This is a genomic window from Chitinophagaceae bacterium (assembly GCA_016717285.1).
Taxonomy (GTDB): domain Bacteria; phylum Bacteroidota; class Bacteroidia; order Chitinophagales; family UBA10324; genus JACCZZ01.
Window position 1 is genome coordinate 1,405,258 of the sequence record JADKFU010000005.1, and the last position, 14,711, is coordinate 1,419,968.

Annotated in this window: 13 protein-coding genes; 11 read left to right on the top strand and 2 right to left on the bottom strand. The window is 40.7% G+C overall.

Going from position 1 to position 14,711, the window contains the following annotated elements:
- The first annotated feature begins 225 nt into the window (after positions 1–225).
- The 11 genes from nuoL to IPO83_15605 all read left to right on the top strand — a co-directional run bounded on the left by nuoL (position 226) and on the right by IPO83_15605 (position 12,860).
- Complete coding sequence (gene nuoL / locus IPO83_15555) at positions 226–2,136, top strand: NADH-quinone oxidoreductase subunit L (GenBank protein ID MBK9732670.1); 1,911 nt, start codon at positions 226–228, stop codon at positions 2,134–2,136.
- The gene (locus IPO83_15560; GenBank protein ID MBK9732671.1) at positions 2,136–3,608 is read left to right on the top strand and encodes an NADH-quinone oxidoreductase subunit M; all 1,473 of its coding nucleotides are present in this window, start codon (positions 2,136–2,138) and stop codon (positions 3,606–3,608) included. Before nuoL ends, IPO83_15560 begins: the two co-directional genes overlap by 1 nt.
- The gene (locus IPO83_15565; GenBank protein MBK9732672.1) at positions 3,605–4,978 is read left to right on the top strand and encodes an NADH-quinone oxidoreductase subunit N; all 1,374 of its coding nucleotides are present in this window, start codon (positions 3,605–3,607) and stop codon (positions 4,976–4,978) included. Before IPO83_15560 ends, IPO83_15565 begins: the two co-directional genes overlap by 4 nt.
- 291 nt (positions 4,979–5,269) lie before the next feature.
- A complete protein-coding gene (locus IPO83_15570) occupies positions 5,270–6,754 on the top strand; it encodes an amino acid permease (protein ID MBK9732673.1) in 1,485 nt (494 codons plus the stop codon).
- Positions 6,755–6,896: 142 nt separating this feature from the next.
- A complete protein-coding gene (locus IPO83_15575; GenBank protein ID MBK9732674.1) occupies positions 6,897–7,691 on the top strand; it encodes a MotA/TolQ/ExbB proton channel family protein in 795 nt (264 codons plus the stop codon).
- A gap of 13 nt (positions 7,692–7,704) precedes the next feature.
- A complete protein-coding gene (locus IPO83_15580; protein MBK9732675.1) occupies positions 7,705–8,331 on the top strand; it encodes a biopolymer transporter ExbD in 627 nt (208 codons plus the stop codon).
- 6 nt (positions 8,332–8,337) lie between these two features.
- Positions 8,338–8,886, top strand: coding sequence for a biopolymer transporter ExbD (locus IPO83_15585; protein ID MBK9732676.1), 549 nt, complete (start codon positions 8,338–8,340; stop codon positions 8,884–8,886).
- Positions 8,887–8,938: 52 nt separating this feature from the next.
- Complete coding sequence (locus IPO83_15590; GenBank protein MBK9732677.1) at positions 8,939–9,739, top strand: energy transducer TonB; 801 nt, start codon at positions 8,939–8,941, stop codon at positions 9,737–9,739.
- 20 nt (positions 9,740–9,759) lie between these two features.
- Positions 9,760–9,945: a hypothetical protein gene (locus tag IPO83_15595; protein MBK9732678.1), complete on the top strand. Its 186-nt coding sequence runs from the start codon at positions 9,760–9,762 to the stop codon at positions 9,943–9,945.
- A 2-nt stretch (positions 9,946–9,947) separates the two neighbouring features.
- On the top strand, positions 9,948–10,916 hold the full coding sequence (locus tag IPO83_15600; protein MBK9732679.1) for a substrate-binding domain-containing protein: 969 nt from the start codon (positions 9,948–9,950) through the stop codon (positions 10,914–10,916).
- Between the two features lie 30 nt (positions 10,917–10,946).
- Positions 10,947–12,860 carry a tetratricopeptide repeat protein gene (locus IPO83_15605; protein ID MBK9732680.1) on the top strand — a complete coding sequence of 638 codons (1,914 nt, stop codon included), beginning with the start codon at positions 10,947–10,949 and terminating at the stop codon, positions 12,858–12,860.
- 96 nt (positions 12,861–12,956) lie between these two features.
- Here the strand turns inward: IPO83_15605 and efp are convergent, their stop codons facing one another.
- Positions 12,957–13,523 carry an elongation factor P gene (gene efp, locus IPO83_15610; protein ID MBK9732681.1) on the bottom strand — a complete coding sequence of 189 codons (567 nt, stop codon included), beginning with the start codon at positions 13,521–13,523 and terminating at the stop codon, positions 12,957–12,959.
- A 149-nt stretch (positions 13,524–13,672) separates the two neighbouring features.
- Positions 13,673–14,671 carry a ketoacyl-ACP synthase III gene (locus IPO83_15615; GenBank protein ID MBK9732682.1) on the bottom strand — a complete coding sequence of 333 codons (999 nt, stop codon included), beginning with the start codon at positions 14,669–14,671 and terminating at the stop codon, positions 13,673–13,675.
- Between the last annotated feature and the right edge of the window lie 40 nt (positions 14,672–14,711).

The following is a 14,711-nucleotide window of genomic DNA, read 5'->3' on the forward strand; positions in this document are numbered from 1 at the left end:
CCTAAAATCTAAAGCTGCATTTCAAAAAGGAATCGTTATAATTTGATCATCGCATATTGACTGCATTGTACAGTTATTCAAAATTCAAAATTCCTAATTCCTAAATCTCAATTCTTAATTCCCATTTCCTTTTCCTGAACCAAAAAGAATCTTACTTTTGGGCGCCTTGGAATACATTGTATTCGATCAGGTTAATCATCATCCAATCTATCAACTGCTGTCTCAATGAGTTCGTTTGTCTGGCTGATTCCTTTTTTTCCATTGTTGGGATTCCTGATTAACGGATTGGGCTTTGGTAAAATTCCCAAAAACACCGCTGCTATTATTGGATGCGGTTCAGTACTGGGTTCATTTATAATTGTTTGTTCCCTTTTCATACAATCACTATCGGTACCTGTTAATCAGCACATTGATTTGTATTCCTGGATCAGTGCCGGCAATTATTTGGTTTCATTTGCTTTCCTCATCGATCCGCTTTCTATCATCATGATGATGATTGTAACAGGAGTGGGATTTCTGATACATGTATATTCTATTGGCTACATGAGGGAGGATGAAGGATTCGGTAAATTCTTTGCCTATCTCAATCTGTTCCTGTTCTTCATGTTGTTGCTGGTAATGGGGGCTAATTATGTAATGATGTTTATAGGTTGGGAAGGAGTGGGGCTGTGTTCTTATTTACTGATTGGCTTCTGGTGGAAAAACCGGGAATATAGTGCCGCCGCCAATAAAGCATTTATCATGAACCGCATTGGTGACCTTGGTTTTATTCTCGGCATCTTTCTGTTATTTGTTGCATTTGGTTCAAGTGATTTTGATAAAATTTTTCCTGCCGCTTCAGCATATGCAACAAATGATTCGCTCATAGTGGCCATCACCTTGCTGCTTTTTATTGGTGCCATAGGAAAAAGTGCACAGATACCATTATTTACCTGGTTGCCCGATGCCATGGCCGGTCCCACGCCGGTAAGCGCGCTTATTCATGCGGCAACGATGGTTACCGCAGGTATTTATATGGTTGCACGTTCAAACATTCTGTATTCGATTGCCCCTGTTTCGCTTGCCGTTGTTGCAGTAGTCGGTACGATCACAGCGCTAATGGCTGCATTAATTGCATTGACACAAAGTGATATCAAAAAAGTGCTTGCCTATTCAACAGTCAGCCAGTTGGGCTATATGTTCGCCGCATTAGGATCATCTGCTTATGACACAGCCGTTTTTCATGTTATGACGCATGCATTTTTTAAAGCGCTGCTTTTTCTTGGCGCAGGTAGTGTGATTCATGCCATGAGTGGTGAGCAAAATATCCGCCGCATGGGTGGCTTGAAAAAAGCGTTACCCATCACATCAGCAACATTTCTGATTGGAACACTTGCCATCTCAGGCATTCCTCCGTTTGCCGGGTTCTTTTCAAAAGATGCGATCTTAACAGCCTCTTACTCTAATTCATTACCGCTGTTTATTATTCTTTCCATCACTTCTGTGCTTACAGCAGCTTATATGTTCAGATTGTACTTCACTGTTTTTTGGGGTGAATTCAGGGGAACACATCATCAACAGGAACACCTCCACGAATCTCCACGAAGTATTACCCTTCCATTAACTATACTCGCAGTGCTTGCAGCACTTGGAGGGTTTTTAGGAATGCCGGAAATCTTCACTGAACACAATTGGATTCATGAATATCTCTCACCGGTTTTCAATCAGAATACACGAATCATGGCACATCCGGATACGGCAATGATTGAATGGCTGCTGGTTGCTTTTTCAATTATTGTTTTACTCTTGGTAATGTGGATGGCTTATCAGCGATATGCAGTTAAGAAAGTAGCTGCGGTTGTCAATGAAGATAAGCTTCCATTTTTCTATAAACTTTCTTACCATAAATTTTATGTTGATGAATTGTACGAAAGTATTGTAGTTAAACCACTTGGTATCATCGGAGACTTTTTTACAAATACAATTGAAAAAAATATAATTGACGGCACTGTAAATGGCATGGGAAATTTCACCATCTACCTGGGATCTCAGTTTAGAAAAATTCAAACGGGTAATATCGGATTTTATGTTTTTGCAATGGTGGCCGGTATTATCTTAATGCTGCTTTTTGGTTTAGCTAAACTCAATGTATTCTGATGATAGCAGCGGCACTTCTTATTCTTCCTTTGGTTTTTACAATTTTCACTTTACTGTTGCCGGCAAATAACAGCAGGAATATCGCATTAATAGGTTCTTTGCTGAGTTTTGCTCTTTCTGCTTTCGCCTGGGTGCAGTTTTCATCAGGCAATTTGGCGCAGCTATCACTTGATGTTCCCTGGATTTCTTCCTTAGGTATTCACTTCAACATTGGCATCGACGGTATTTCATTGATTTTAGTATTACTCACCGGCCTGTTGTATCCATTTATTGTTGCTGCCACTTTACAGACAGATATAAAAAGTCCGAAAGCTTTTTTTGCATTGATGCTTGCAATGCAACTGGGACTGATGGGTGTTTTTATTGCAAAGGACGCCTTCCTTTTTTATGTGTTTTATGAACTCACATTAATTCCTGTCTATTTTATATGTGCCATTTGGGGTGGAGAAAAAAGCATTCCCATCACTTTAAAGTTTTTCATTTATACACTTGCAGGAAGTCTTTTTATGCTGATTGCCATCATTTATTTATACTTTAAAACACCCGGCAATCATACTTTTGATATTCAATCTTTTTATCACCTCGGCCTTTCCGCAACCGAACAAACATGGATTTTCTGGGCATTTTTTCTCGCTTTTGCTATCAAGATTCCCATCTTTCCCTTTCATACCTGGCAGCCGGACACTTATACAGTTGCTCCTGCAGCGGGTAGCATGTTACTTGCCGGCATTATGTTGAAAATGGGAATTTATGGTTTGATCAGACTGGTATTACCGATCGTTCCGCAAGGTGTGGCAGCTTGGGGTAATGGCGCTTTGATACTATGTATCATTGGCATCGTATACGCTTCGTTGATTGCATGGCGGCAACAGGATTTGAAACGATTGCTTGCTTATTCTTCAATAGCCCACGTTGGATTGATTGCGGCTGGTGTTTTTGCTGTCAACATTTCGGGATTGCAGGGCGCAATGATTCAGATGTTTAATCACGGCGTGAATGTAGTCGCCATGTTTTTTATGATCGACCTTATTGAAAGAAGATACGGTACTCGCTGGATGGATGAGTTGGGAGGAGTTGCTGGTCAAATGAAAAAATTTGGTGTCATCTTCATGATTGTTTTATTGGGAAGTGTTGGATTGCCACTGACCAATGGATTTATCGGTGAGTTTTTATTGCTGATGGGAATCTATCAGCACAATGCATGGATGGCCGCATTTGCAGGGCTTACATTAATACTGGGTGCCGCTTATATGTTCAGGTTGTATCGACATGTTTTTTTAGGAGAGGTGAAGGATCACAAAATAATCGCGGTTGATACACTTACGTGGGAAAATTTTATTCTGATTCCGCTTTGTGCGCTTATCTTGATTATTGGTGTTTATCCTGCTATTCTTTTAAACATAACCGAACCGGCTGTGCAACAATTGCTTCAGATTTTTAATGCTCCTAACGTAATCACCAGCGGCTTATGAATGTCTTGATAACACTTTCTATAGCCGGAATAATTACCATGATTGGCAGCACATTCAAAGACCGCTCATGGATTCTGACAGTAACGTTATCAGCATTGGCAATCTCCTGTTATCTGGCTGGAGCCGGCTGGAACAGTAATGTCGTTTTTTTTGATGCTATGCGGATGGATAACTTCGCCATAGCTTTCACCATCGTTTGTCTGCTGGCTGCATTTATACTTTCGATTATCTATCACCAACTGAATTATGCAAAGGATGCTCATTATGCGGAAGTATATGCCATCATTCTTTTTTCACTGGCCGGTGCAGTGGTTATGGTTTCATTTACCAGTTTACTAATGTTGTTTCTTGGAATTGAAATATTATCGCTGAGTTTATACATATTGGCCGGGTTGAGAAAAAAAGATTTACTGTCCAATGAAGCATCTCTCAAATATTTTCTGATGGGTGCTTTCTCGACCGGATTTTTATTGTTTGGAATTGCGATGTTGTATGGAGCAACAGGTTCATTTATGGTAATCGATATTGCCTATTATCTCGGCTTACATCAGTCAGCTCCTGAGCCTTTTGTAGTAGCAGGTATTATCATGCTGATGATTGGTTTGTTATTCAAAGTAGCAGCTGCTCCGTTTCATTTCTGGACGCCGGATGTGTATCAGGGCTCACCAACTATTGTAACCGGTTACATGGCAACGGTTGGTAAAGTCGCTGCCTTTGCGGCATTCCTTCGGTTATTTCAGTGGGGCTTTGCTCCGGCTTTAGTTTCTTATCAGTTTTTAATTGCGGCTGTTGCAATCGTTACACTGTTCGTGGGAAATATCATAGCGCTGTATCAGAAAAGTGTAAAACGAATGCTGGCTTATTCCAGTATTTCACATGCCGGCTACATGCTGCTTGCATTAATGGTAACCAATGAGATTTCCAATGGAGCAGTATTATTTTATGCAATTGCGTATACGCTTGCATCGGTGGTTGCCTTCACAGTGGTTGCTGTTCTGCAGGAAAAAAATGCTGGTGATGATACCGATGCCTTTAATGGTTTATCGAAAAGAAATCCTATGCTTGCCATCACCTTCGCAATAGCGATGATTTCGTTGGCAGGCATTCCACCAACCGCAGGCTTCTTTGCAAAATTTTATATTTTCTCTGCAGCCATCAAAGATGGTTGGGTATGGATGGTTGCAATTGCTGTCATTAATTCATTCATCAGTATTTACTATTACTTCCGTCCGGTTATTGCATCGTTCATGAAAAAGGGAAGCGATGAAACTATCAATATCAGCTTTGTCATGCAATTGCTGCTTGTTTTATTGGCTGTGCTCACGCTGCTTGTCGGAATGCTGCCTGACTGGCTTACCGGTATTTTGTAACCTTCTTTTACCTTCAGGTTTTATTTAATAGGAAATGCGTTACAACTGCACCATAATTTTTTTTTAATAATTGAATCAGATGTTGAAGCGGTAGTAACAAATCAATACGTAGTATGAATGCAGTGAAATTGTCTGTCGTGCAGAATAATTTTTTGGTCTTGAAATAATTCCTATTTTGCCCTTCCACTAAAGTTTTGCAGGATTACATGAATGGAATTGTGTAGTTCCTTATTTTGGTGTGGCTTTATAAATGATCCAACATACGCTTCTAAAACTTGCATCAAAAAGATTATGGCCAATAAATTATTTGTTACAAAATCAATAGCTAAGCTGCTTGAACAGGCAGATGGATCTTCCAATAAACTGAAGCGTACATTAGGTATGTGGCACCTCGTGTTGCTTGGAATTGGTGCAATCATTGGTGCCGGCCTTTTTGTGAGAACCGCCGCTGCTGCCTCTGAACACGCCGGCGCTGCTGTAACACTTTCTTATGTACTTGCCGCAGTCGGATGTCTTTTCGCTGGACTTTGCTATGCGGAATTTGCATCCAGCATTCCAATTGCCGGAAGTGCATATACTTATTCTTATGCTACACTCGGCGAATTCATTGCCTGGGTTATTGGTTGGGAATTGATTCTTGAATATGGATTAGGAGCTGCTACCGTAGCCATTGCATGGTCGGAATACCTGAATAAACTGCTTGCTCATTTCAATATGACGATACCATTTGAATGGTGCCATTCCCCCTTGGAAGTAAGCCTTGACGGCTCCATGCATGGCATTATCAATCTGCCGGCAATACTGATACTTGGTCTTCTTTCCATGCTGCTCATCAGGGGCACCCAGCACTCTGCAACAATTAATGCTTTTATCGTAGTGATTAAGGTGGCCATTGTTTTATTATTTATTCTCTTCGGATGGTCCTTCATCAACCCGCAAAATCACATTCCATTTATTCCACCTGCCGGAACATACATCGATAAAGCCGGGGCTTCACATAATTTTGGTGGCTTCATGGGAATTCTGGCGGGAGCAGGCACTGTCTTTTTTGCTTTTATTGGTTTTGATGCGGTCTCTACAGCGGCACAGGAATCAAAAAATCCGAAACGTGACATGCCGATTGGTATCCTGCTTTCTTTAGGTATCTGCACATTTCTATACATTTTGTTTTCTTACGTTCTCACCGGTGTAGCATCTTATGAAGATTTCCGCAATGCGGGAAAAGAAGCTTCAGTAACCTATGCTATTCAAACATACATGCATGGTTATGGTTGGCTTGCAACTTTTATCACCGTCGCAATTCTGGCAGGATTTTCATCTGTAATACTGGTTATGTTGCTCGGACAATCAAGGGTTTTCTACTCAATGTCACGCGATGGATTGGTTCCAAAAATATTTTCAGATATTCATCCGAAGTTCCATACGCCATGGAAATCTAACATGATTTTCTTTCTGTTCACCGGACTTTTTGCAGCATTTCTTCCAGGCTCACTCACGGGTGATCTTACAAGTATCGGTACGCTGTCAGCCTTTTTATTGGTGAGTGCGGGAATTCTTGTGATTCGGAAAACACAACCGGATTTACCTCGCAGCTTTAAAACCCCATTTGTTCCCCTGGTTCCGATACTGGGTATTGTAACCTGCGGAGCTATGATGTTTGGTCTGGACAGATATACTTGGATTGGATTTCTGTGTTGGACCGGAATTGGTTTGATGGTGTACTTCCTTTACAGTCGTTATCACAGTATAGCGCAAAAGGATGCATTAAAATCATGATGGCTTAAGTCATTGTTTCGTAAAGCGTTGATAAGAAATCAATTAAAATTAATTTTAAGTTTGGTTCAGTAAAAGGAAAGTTTATTTTTGCAATCGCACTTTTAACACTTCATTAAAACTTCTAACCCAAAAATCTCTTCCAATGATTAAAAAAGGTAGTTCTTCCGGTCTTTTTCCTGTTTTGGTGATCATTACATGTTTGGTCATTGCTGTGGTTATTTACCAGTTTATTTTAGGTAATCCATCCAATTTTGTAGACGCAGAACGTGAAACGCCTAAGGCCGGAAACATTCAGGGCATCATGTTCAAAGGAGGATTTCTGGTGCCTGTAATTCTCACTATGCTTTTGATGGTTGTTGTATTTACCATTGAAAGATTATTGACGCTGTCAAAAGCAAATGGGTCTGGCAATCTTTCAAATTTTGTGAGAAAAGTGCAATTCAATCTTGCAAATGATAATATTGCTGATGCTGTAAAGGAGTGCGATCGTCAGAAAGGTTCAGTAGCCAATGTGATTAAGAGTGGCTTGAAAATGTATAGTGAAATGGAGAACGACCGCGATCTAAGTAAAGAGCAAAAATTGTTGGCTATTCAAAAGGAAATTGAAGAAGCTACCTCACTTGAATTGCCTATGCTTCAGAAAAATCTTCCCTTCATTGCAACCATTGCACCACTTGGAACATTGGGTGGTTTGATTGGAACTGTATTAGGTATGATCAGGGCCTTCGCAGCAATGGGACAATCAGGCGCTGCCGATTCCGTAGCACTTTCTGTAGGTATTTCTGAAGCCCTTGTTAACACAGCTACCGGTATTATCACTTCAGCACTGGCAATTATTGCATACAATTATTTCTCCAACAGAATCGATTCACTTACCTATCTCATTGATGAAGCAGGTTACAGCATTACGAACACATTTGCATCACGTCACAAATAACTAAGTAAGTACGATGTCAAAAGTAAAAATGCCAAAAACAAGTGTCTCTATCGACATGACGCCGATGGTTGACATGGCTTTTCTGCTGGTAACCTTTTTCATTCTCACTACCCAGTTTCGTCCTGATGAACCCGTTTCGGTGAGCACTCCAACGTCTACATCTACTGCTACTATTCCGGAAAAGGGAGTGGTAACAATTACTGTAGCAAATGATGGACGTATCTTTTTTGATCTTGATAACCAAAATAGCCGTAAGTCGCTGATTCAGAAAATGGCAGAGACCTATGGAATAACATTTACCGTAGATCAGCAAAATGCTTTTGCAACCGGATCAAGTATTGGAATACCAATGGGATCTATGCAGGGCTATCTCAACTTATCAGCTGAAGACAGGAAAAAGGTTCAGCAACCCGGAATACCTGTCGATTCAACAATGAACCTGTCAAATGAGTTAGGAGTTTGGTTGATTAACGCACGAATCGCCGGCAGTAATCCGGTAATTCTGATTAAAGGAGATGCTCAGTCTAATTATTCCGCAGTAGAAAACGTTATAAAGACTTTGCAAAACAGAAAAGTATTGCGTTTTGGGTTGATCACATCCGATGAAGCAATGCCAACAACCACAGCACAGTTAAAATAAAAAAAAATGGCTGAATTAGGCGAAAGTGGCGACGTCCATAAAGGCAAAGGGAAAAAGAGAGGTGGCGTTAGAGCTAAGAAAATTTCTACCAGGATTGATATGACTCCGATGGTGGATCTGGGCTTTTTGCTGGTAACATTTTTTATTCTTACCACTACCATGCAAAAGCCAAAAGCAATGCAGGTGGTGATGCCGGATAAAGCTGACACAACCAAGCATGAAGAAGAATCCAAGATTCGCGAATCTGAAGCAATGACCTTGCTGCTTGGCGAAAACGATAAAATCTTTTATTACTTCGGAAACCAGGATCCTGTGGTGGAAGTAACAAATTTTAAAGGCATTCGAAAACTGCTGATTGATAGCTATAATTCAGTTTTGAGTTTGCAACGGCAGAATGGCTGGAAGACAAATGGTGTGTATGTTTTGATTAAACCCACCAAAAATTCAAAGTATACAAACCTTGTGGACATACTCGATGAAATGAAAATTGCAGAGATCAAATCTTTTGCAATTGTGGATGTTACTCCGGAAGAATTGGAAATGATTCCAAAATAATTTTGTGGAAAGCTGACACGTTTTGCATCTTACTGATGAAAAACCTAAAAACATGGATGCACAGAAAATCTTAACCGCGGATCTAAATGATCTTGTTTTTGAAGGAAGGAATAAAAGTTACGGCGCCTATGATCTCAGGAAGCGGTACGGCAAACACATTATTATGGCGTTGCTTATTTCTACCGGAATTTATCTTGTTGCTTTCATAGCACCTTACCTGATTACTTTGCTTACACCTGAAGCAAAAGTAGAACCCAGGAAAGAAATTAAATACACGGAACTTTCTGAACCGCCTCCTATTGATAAGAATACACCACCGCCTCCACCTCCTGATTTACCACCACCACCGCCCAAAACCATTAAATTCACCCCACCTGTAATTAAGCCGGATGAAGAAGTGAAGGACGAAGATATTCCACCACCGGTAGAAGAGTTGCAGCAGGCAGAAATTTCTACTGCAACTGAAGTGGATCCCAATGCAACTTATGATTTCAGCGCGCAGGAAACACAGGTGGTGGAAGAGAAGAAGCCGGAGATATTTATGTATGTAGAACAAATGCCTGAATTTCCCGGAGGCCAAACGGAGCTGATTAAATATTTGCAAAAGAATCTCCGTTATCCTGCCGCTGCCCGTGAAAATGGAATTGAGGGCAAAGTGGTCTTGCAATTTGTTGTGGACGAAGGCGGAAGGATTTCTGACTTGCAGGTAGTCCGTGATATCGGCGGCGGTTGTGCGGAAGAAGCAGAGCGGGTTGTCAGGAATATGCCGCCCTGGAAGCCGGGAAAACAAAATGGAAATGCTGTTAAGGTATATTTCAAGCTGCCGGTTACCTTTAAGTTAGGTACAGAATAATTCTAAATCACCAAGGTTTTTTGAAACCGGTTTTAATTGCCTTCCACCTGTTCATGATCATCTTCTACATGGGGGTGGGAGGCAGTTTAATATTCAGTGATGTTTTTCCTGATTTCTCCGGCACTGCCAGAAATATTTTAGGCGCCGTGCTGATTGTTTTCTCTCTCTATCGTTGCATCTTACTCTATAAAAAAATGAATTCATGAGGATGGCTGGCATTTGGTTTCGCAGGCGCCTCGTGTTGTCAATCACATTGATAGTTGCAATCTCGGGTTCAATTGCCTGCAAGAATAAGCATGAAAAACCCTCATCACAATCCGATAATCCATCTTCCGGGCATATTGAAATAGTTGCGGATGAATCATTCGCACCTCTTTTGCAGGACGAGATAACTAACTTCTCTCAAATTTATAAGGATACAAAAATCGATGTGAGGTTTCTTCCTGAATTAAAGATGACTACTGAGTTTTTTGGTCACGAAAACGTACGCCTGATGGTCATTGCGCGGCGTTTGTATGAGGATGAAAAGTTGTATTTTGAAAAGATGGGATTACCGCCACGTGAAACCAAAATTGCCATTGATGCAGTCGCATTTATTATCCATCCTTCTAATGTGGACACACAACTTACCTACGAACAGGTACAAGGCATCATGAGCGGAAAGATTAATTCATGGAAGGAAATCAATGCTAAATCACCATTAAGTAAAATTTCTCTTGTTTTTGATAATCAGCAATCAAGTACCATTCGGTTTCTCAATGATAAATTGATGGAGGGGCAGCCACTTACAAAGCAGGCATTTGCAGTGAAATCAAACCCTGAAGTGATAAATTATGTGGAAAATAATCCATCATCGATTGGGGTGGTTGGTGTTGGCTGGCTGAGCAAAATGGATAACTCCATGATCGGGAAGTTTCCGGCAGAAATCAGAGTAGTCGCAATTTCAGCAAAAGCAAAACCGGATACGTATTATTTGCCTGAAAAACGATTCCTTTATTCGCTGCAATATCCTTTTCTTCGTGAACTGTTTATCATCAGTCAGGAAAAGCATTCAGGGCTGGGCACAGGGTTTGCAACATACGTTGCTTCTGATGAAGGTCAGCGCATTGTACAACGTTCCGGATTGCTTCCGATAGACAAGGCGGTAAGGATCATTGAGTTAAAAGATAAATTTTAGTTTTTTTTAAGTTTAAAATCAATCAGTAAAATGAAAATCAGGGTAACGGTTGCAGTTTTGTTGTTGTATGTTTTTACTACTTCAGCGCAAACCACGGAAGATGGCATCAAAGCAATTGATTATGAAAATTATGGCACCGCAAAACGGATATTTAATCAACTCATTCGCCAAAATCCGCTTGATGCAAGAAACTATTATTACCTGGGCCAGGCACATAACTGGCTGGGCCAGCTTGATTCTGCGAGGATAGCGTATAGTGCAGGAGCTGCTGCTGATCCAAAAAGTATTTACAATTTTGTCGGATTAGGCCGAAGCTTTCTTGATCAGAATAATACATTGAAAGCAAAAGAAAATTTTGATCGCGCACAAAGTCTCACTTCATCAAAGGATATTTTGCAATACGTGCTCCTGGCAGATGCCTATTCGAGCGGATTACATCCAAACTATCAGGAAGCTGTTAACCTGCTGAATAAGGCCATTACCATTAGCAATAAATCTGCAGATGTTTATTGGCAACTAGGTTTGGCGCATGAAGGAATGGGCAAGGGTGGAGAGGCTGTTTCTGCATATGAAAGGGCTGCAGAATTAAATCCTACGATGGCTAAAGCATACATACGAACAGGCGTAATCTGGCGATTGGCAAGAAACTATAACCAATCACTTGCTTCGTTTCAGAAAGGACTACAGGCAGATCAGAATTTTCCGCCCGCATACCGGGAAATGGCAGAGTTGTATTTCTATACCGGTCAGTTTGATAAAGCAAAGGAAGACTACGCAAAATATCTTGATCTGGCAGATAAGAATGACTACACTCAATTCCGATATGCACAGTATTTGTTTCTGACCAAGGACTATCAGGGGTCATTAGCAATTCTTGATGCGCTGAGATCGAGGATCGATATTCCTGTTATGTACCGCCTTTCGGCATATTCAAACTATGAATCAGGAAATTATGATAAGGGACTGGAGCAGATAAGAACTTTTTTTGTGAAAGCTGATACTGCTAAAGTGCTTCCGTCTGACTATGAATATTACGCGAAGTTGCTATCAAAAACCGGTCAGGATTCTTTAGCAATATTGAACTACCTGCAAGCCATTGAGCTGGACAGCACCAAGTTTCCCTTCTATAATGATATCGGTGCGATTTATTTTCTGGAAAAAAAATACCTCGATGCGGCAAATGCTTATCAGAAAAAAGTAACAGCCTCAAAGAGGGATGCCACGCTGCAGGATTATTTTAACGTAGGTAAGTCAGCTTACTTTGCCAAGGAATTCCAAATGGCTGATACCGCTTTCGCCACGATGTCTGAAATAAATAAACAATGGCCCATCAGCTATTTCTGGCGTGCGCGTGTGATGACTAATCTGGATAATCCAGATTCTGCAAAGGGTTTAGCGGCTCCTTATTATTTACAGGTAATTGAAAGAGCAATTACAGATACTGTGAAATTTAAAAAGGAATTGATGGAGTCCTATAAATACCTCGGTGATATTAATGCATTAAAAGAGAATTATGGAGTTTCGTTATATTATTATAATAAATATATGGCCCTTGATCCTTCAAACCAGGAGGTGCCGAAAACTGTGGAGTCTGTGAAAGCCCTTTATAAAAATGGTTCTGCATCAGTTCTCCCACTCTCAAAAGATGATCATGGATTTTATGTGATTCCCACTACGCTTAATAATGCATCGATCAGCTTTGTATTTGATCCGGCTCTTTCAGGAATTGCCGTAACCAGCGAGGCTGCCGGCCAGTATTTTGGAAGCAGTAGTAATAAGAATGTGCTGGTGCCGGACCAAATAAAAATCGCGGGTCGTACAGTGAAAAATCCTAAAATATTGGTGGATGCGAATCTAATCGCTTCTGCGGTAATCGGTCCGGATGCTTTAAGTCAATTTAATATCATTTTTGACTATTCTTCCGGCTCATTGATTTTGCGTTAAAAGACATTTCGCAAAAAAAGTCCCGTTAGCAAACAAGTAGCGGGACTTTTTTTACTTGAGATTCAAGCCTGATTTAATTTTAAAAATGGGATTCATTCAGGATTTAACTCTTTCCACATATTCTCCTGTACGGGTGTCTATTTTTACTTTGGTTCCGGTTTCAACAAAAAGAGGAACATGAATTTCTGCTCCGGTTTCAACGGTTGCCCGCTTCAACGGATTATTGGCGGTATCACCTTTTACACCGGGTTCTGAATACGTGATTTCCAGTACTACAAAAGGAGGCAATTCACAGGAGAGAGGTTTGTCTGTTTCGGAATGAAAAGAAATTTCAACTTCCTGACCTTCCTTGATAAATTCATGTCCGGTAACCATTTCCTGATCTAAGGTTACTTGCTCAAAAGTATTCTGGTCCATGAAGTTGTATCCACTGTCATCTTTATAAAGAAATTGATATTTCTTGCGCTCTACTCGAACAGGATTAATGGTTTCTCCTGAATTCCAGGTTTGATCAACAACTTTTCCGCTGGTAACACTCTTCAACTTTGTACGGATAAATGCACCGCCCTTTCCGGGTTTCACGTGTTGAAAGTCAACAATAGTGTACAAATCGTTTTTATATTCAATCGTTAATCCTTTTTTTATGTCTTGTGTTGTGGCCATTTCGTGGGTAGCGGGTAGTAGTAGTAGTGAGTGTTAAGTAGAGTAGTGATTTGCTGTGTATAATTATCAATTCAGTTTCCTCAGTCTTTAGTCTTTAGTATTTCGTATTTCTTCCATCTGCTTATAGTATGACGTTAAATAATCACTTCTTATTTGGAATCATAAGCCCATTTCAAATAGACCGCTCCCCACGTAAAACCACCTCCGAACGCAGCGAGTACGAGATTATCACCTTTATGAAGTTTTTTTTCCCATTCCCAAAGGCAAAGTGGTATAGTACCATTTGTGGTATTGCCATATTTCTGAATGTTGATCATAACTTTGCTTTCCGGCAATCCCATTTTTAAAGCAGTAGCATCTATAATTCTTTTATTAGCCTGATGTGGCACAAGCCATGAAATATCATCTGGCGTCAATCCGTTTTTGGTCATTATCTCATAACCGACATCCGCCATTCTTGAGACTGCAAATTTGTAAACTGCCTGTCCTTCCTGGTAAACGTAATGTAAACGTTGATCAACTGTTTCTTTGGAAGCGGGCATGGCTGAACCTCCTGCCTTTTGATGAAGATGCGCACGTCCAGATCCATCGGAATACATGATGCAATCAAGTATGCCCAGCCCAGAGTTGTTCGGTTCCAATAAAACAGCTCCGCTACCATCTCCAAATATCACGCACGTTGTACGATCACTGTAATCAATAATTGACGACATCTTGTCGGCGCCTACAACTATTGCGCGTCTAATAGCACCGGATTCAATCATTCGCGATGCGGTAGTCAATGCATATAAAAACCCTGAGCACGCCGCCTGCAGATCAAATCCCCATGCATGTTTTAATCCAACAACGTCACAAATAATATTTGCCGTAGCGGGAAATTGCATATCGGGTGTGGTGGTTGCACATATCAGCAATTCAATACTATCAGGATTCGTATTGGTTTTTTTCAGAAGCCCCTGCACGGCGGCAGAAGCCATCACTGACGTACCTTTACCTTCTCCCTTCAAAATCCTTCGTTCTTTTATTCCTGTTCTGCTGGTAATCCACTCATCCGTAGTATTCACCATTTTGGAGAGTTCTTCATTGTTCAGCACATAATCAGGAACGTAACCCTGAACTCCGGTAATGGCAGCAGTGATTTTTGCCATGATGTGAAATTTTAGTGAGGTATTTGTTGCAATCTTATAC

Bases quoted from the DNA above. Each gene is read 5' to 3' on its own strand.
- IPO83_15565 (MBK9732672.1), top strand. From the start codon at position 3,605: ATGAATGTCTTGATAACACTTTCTATAGCCGGAATAATTACCATGATT.
- efp (MBK9732681.1), bottom strand. From the start codon at position 13,523: ATGGCCACAACACAAGACATAAAAAAAGGATTAACGATTGAATATAAA.
- IPO83_15590 (MBK9732677.1), top strand. From the start codon at position 8,939: ATGGATGCACAGAAAATCTTAACCGCGGATCTAAATGATCTTGTTTTT.
- IPO83_15605 (MBK9732680.1), top strand. From the start codon at position 10,947: ATGAAAATCAGGGTAACGGTTGCAGTTTTGTTGTTGTATGTTTTTACT.
- IPO83_15560 (MBK9732671.1), top strand. From the start codon at position 2,136: ATGATAGCAGCGGCACTTCTTATTCTTCCTTTGGTTTTTACAATTTTC.
- IPO83_15615 (MBK9732682.1), bottom strand. From the start codon at position 14,671: ATGGCAAAAATCACTGCTGCCATTACCGGAGTTCAGGGTTACGTTCCT.
- IPO83_15575 (MBK9732674.1), top strand. From the start codon at position 6,897: ATGATTAAAAAAGGTAGTTCTTCCGGTCTTTTTCCTGTTTTGGTGATC.
- IPO83_15585 (MBK9732676.1), top strand. From the start codon at position 8,338: ATGGCTGAATTAGGCGAAAGTGGCGACGTCCATAAAGGCAAAGGGAAA.
- IPO83_15580 (MBK9732675.1), top strand. From the start codon at position 7,705: ATGTCAAAAGTAAAAATGCCAAAAACAAGTGTCTCTATCGACATGACG.
- nuoL (MBK9732670.1), top strand. From the start codon at position 226: ATGAGTTCGTTTGTCTGGCTGATTCCTTTTTTTCCATTGTTGGGATTC.
- IPO83_15570 (MBK9732673.1), top strand. From the start codon at position 5,270: ATGGCCAATAAATTATTTGTTACAAAATCAATAGCTAAGCTGCTTGAA.
- IPO83_15600 (MBK9732679.1), top strand. From the start codon at position 9,948: ATGGCTGGCATTTGGTTTCGCAGGCGCCTCGTGTTGTCAATCACATTG.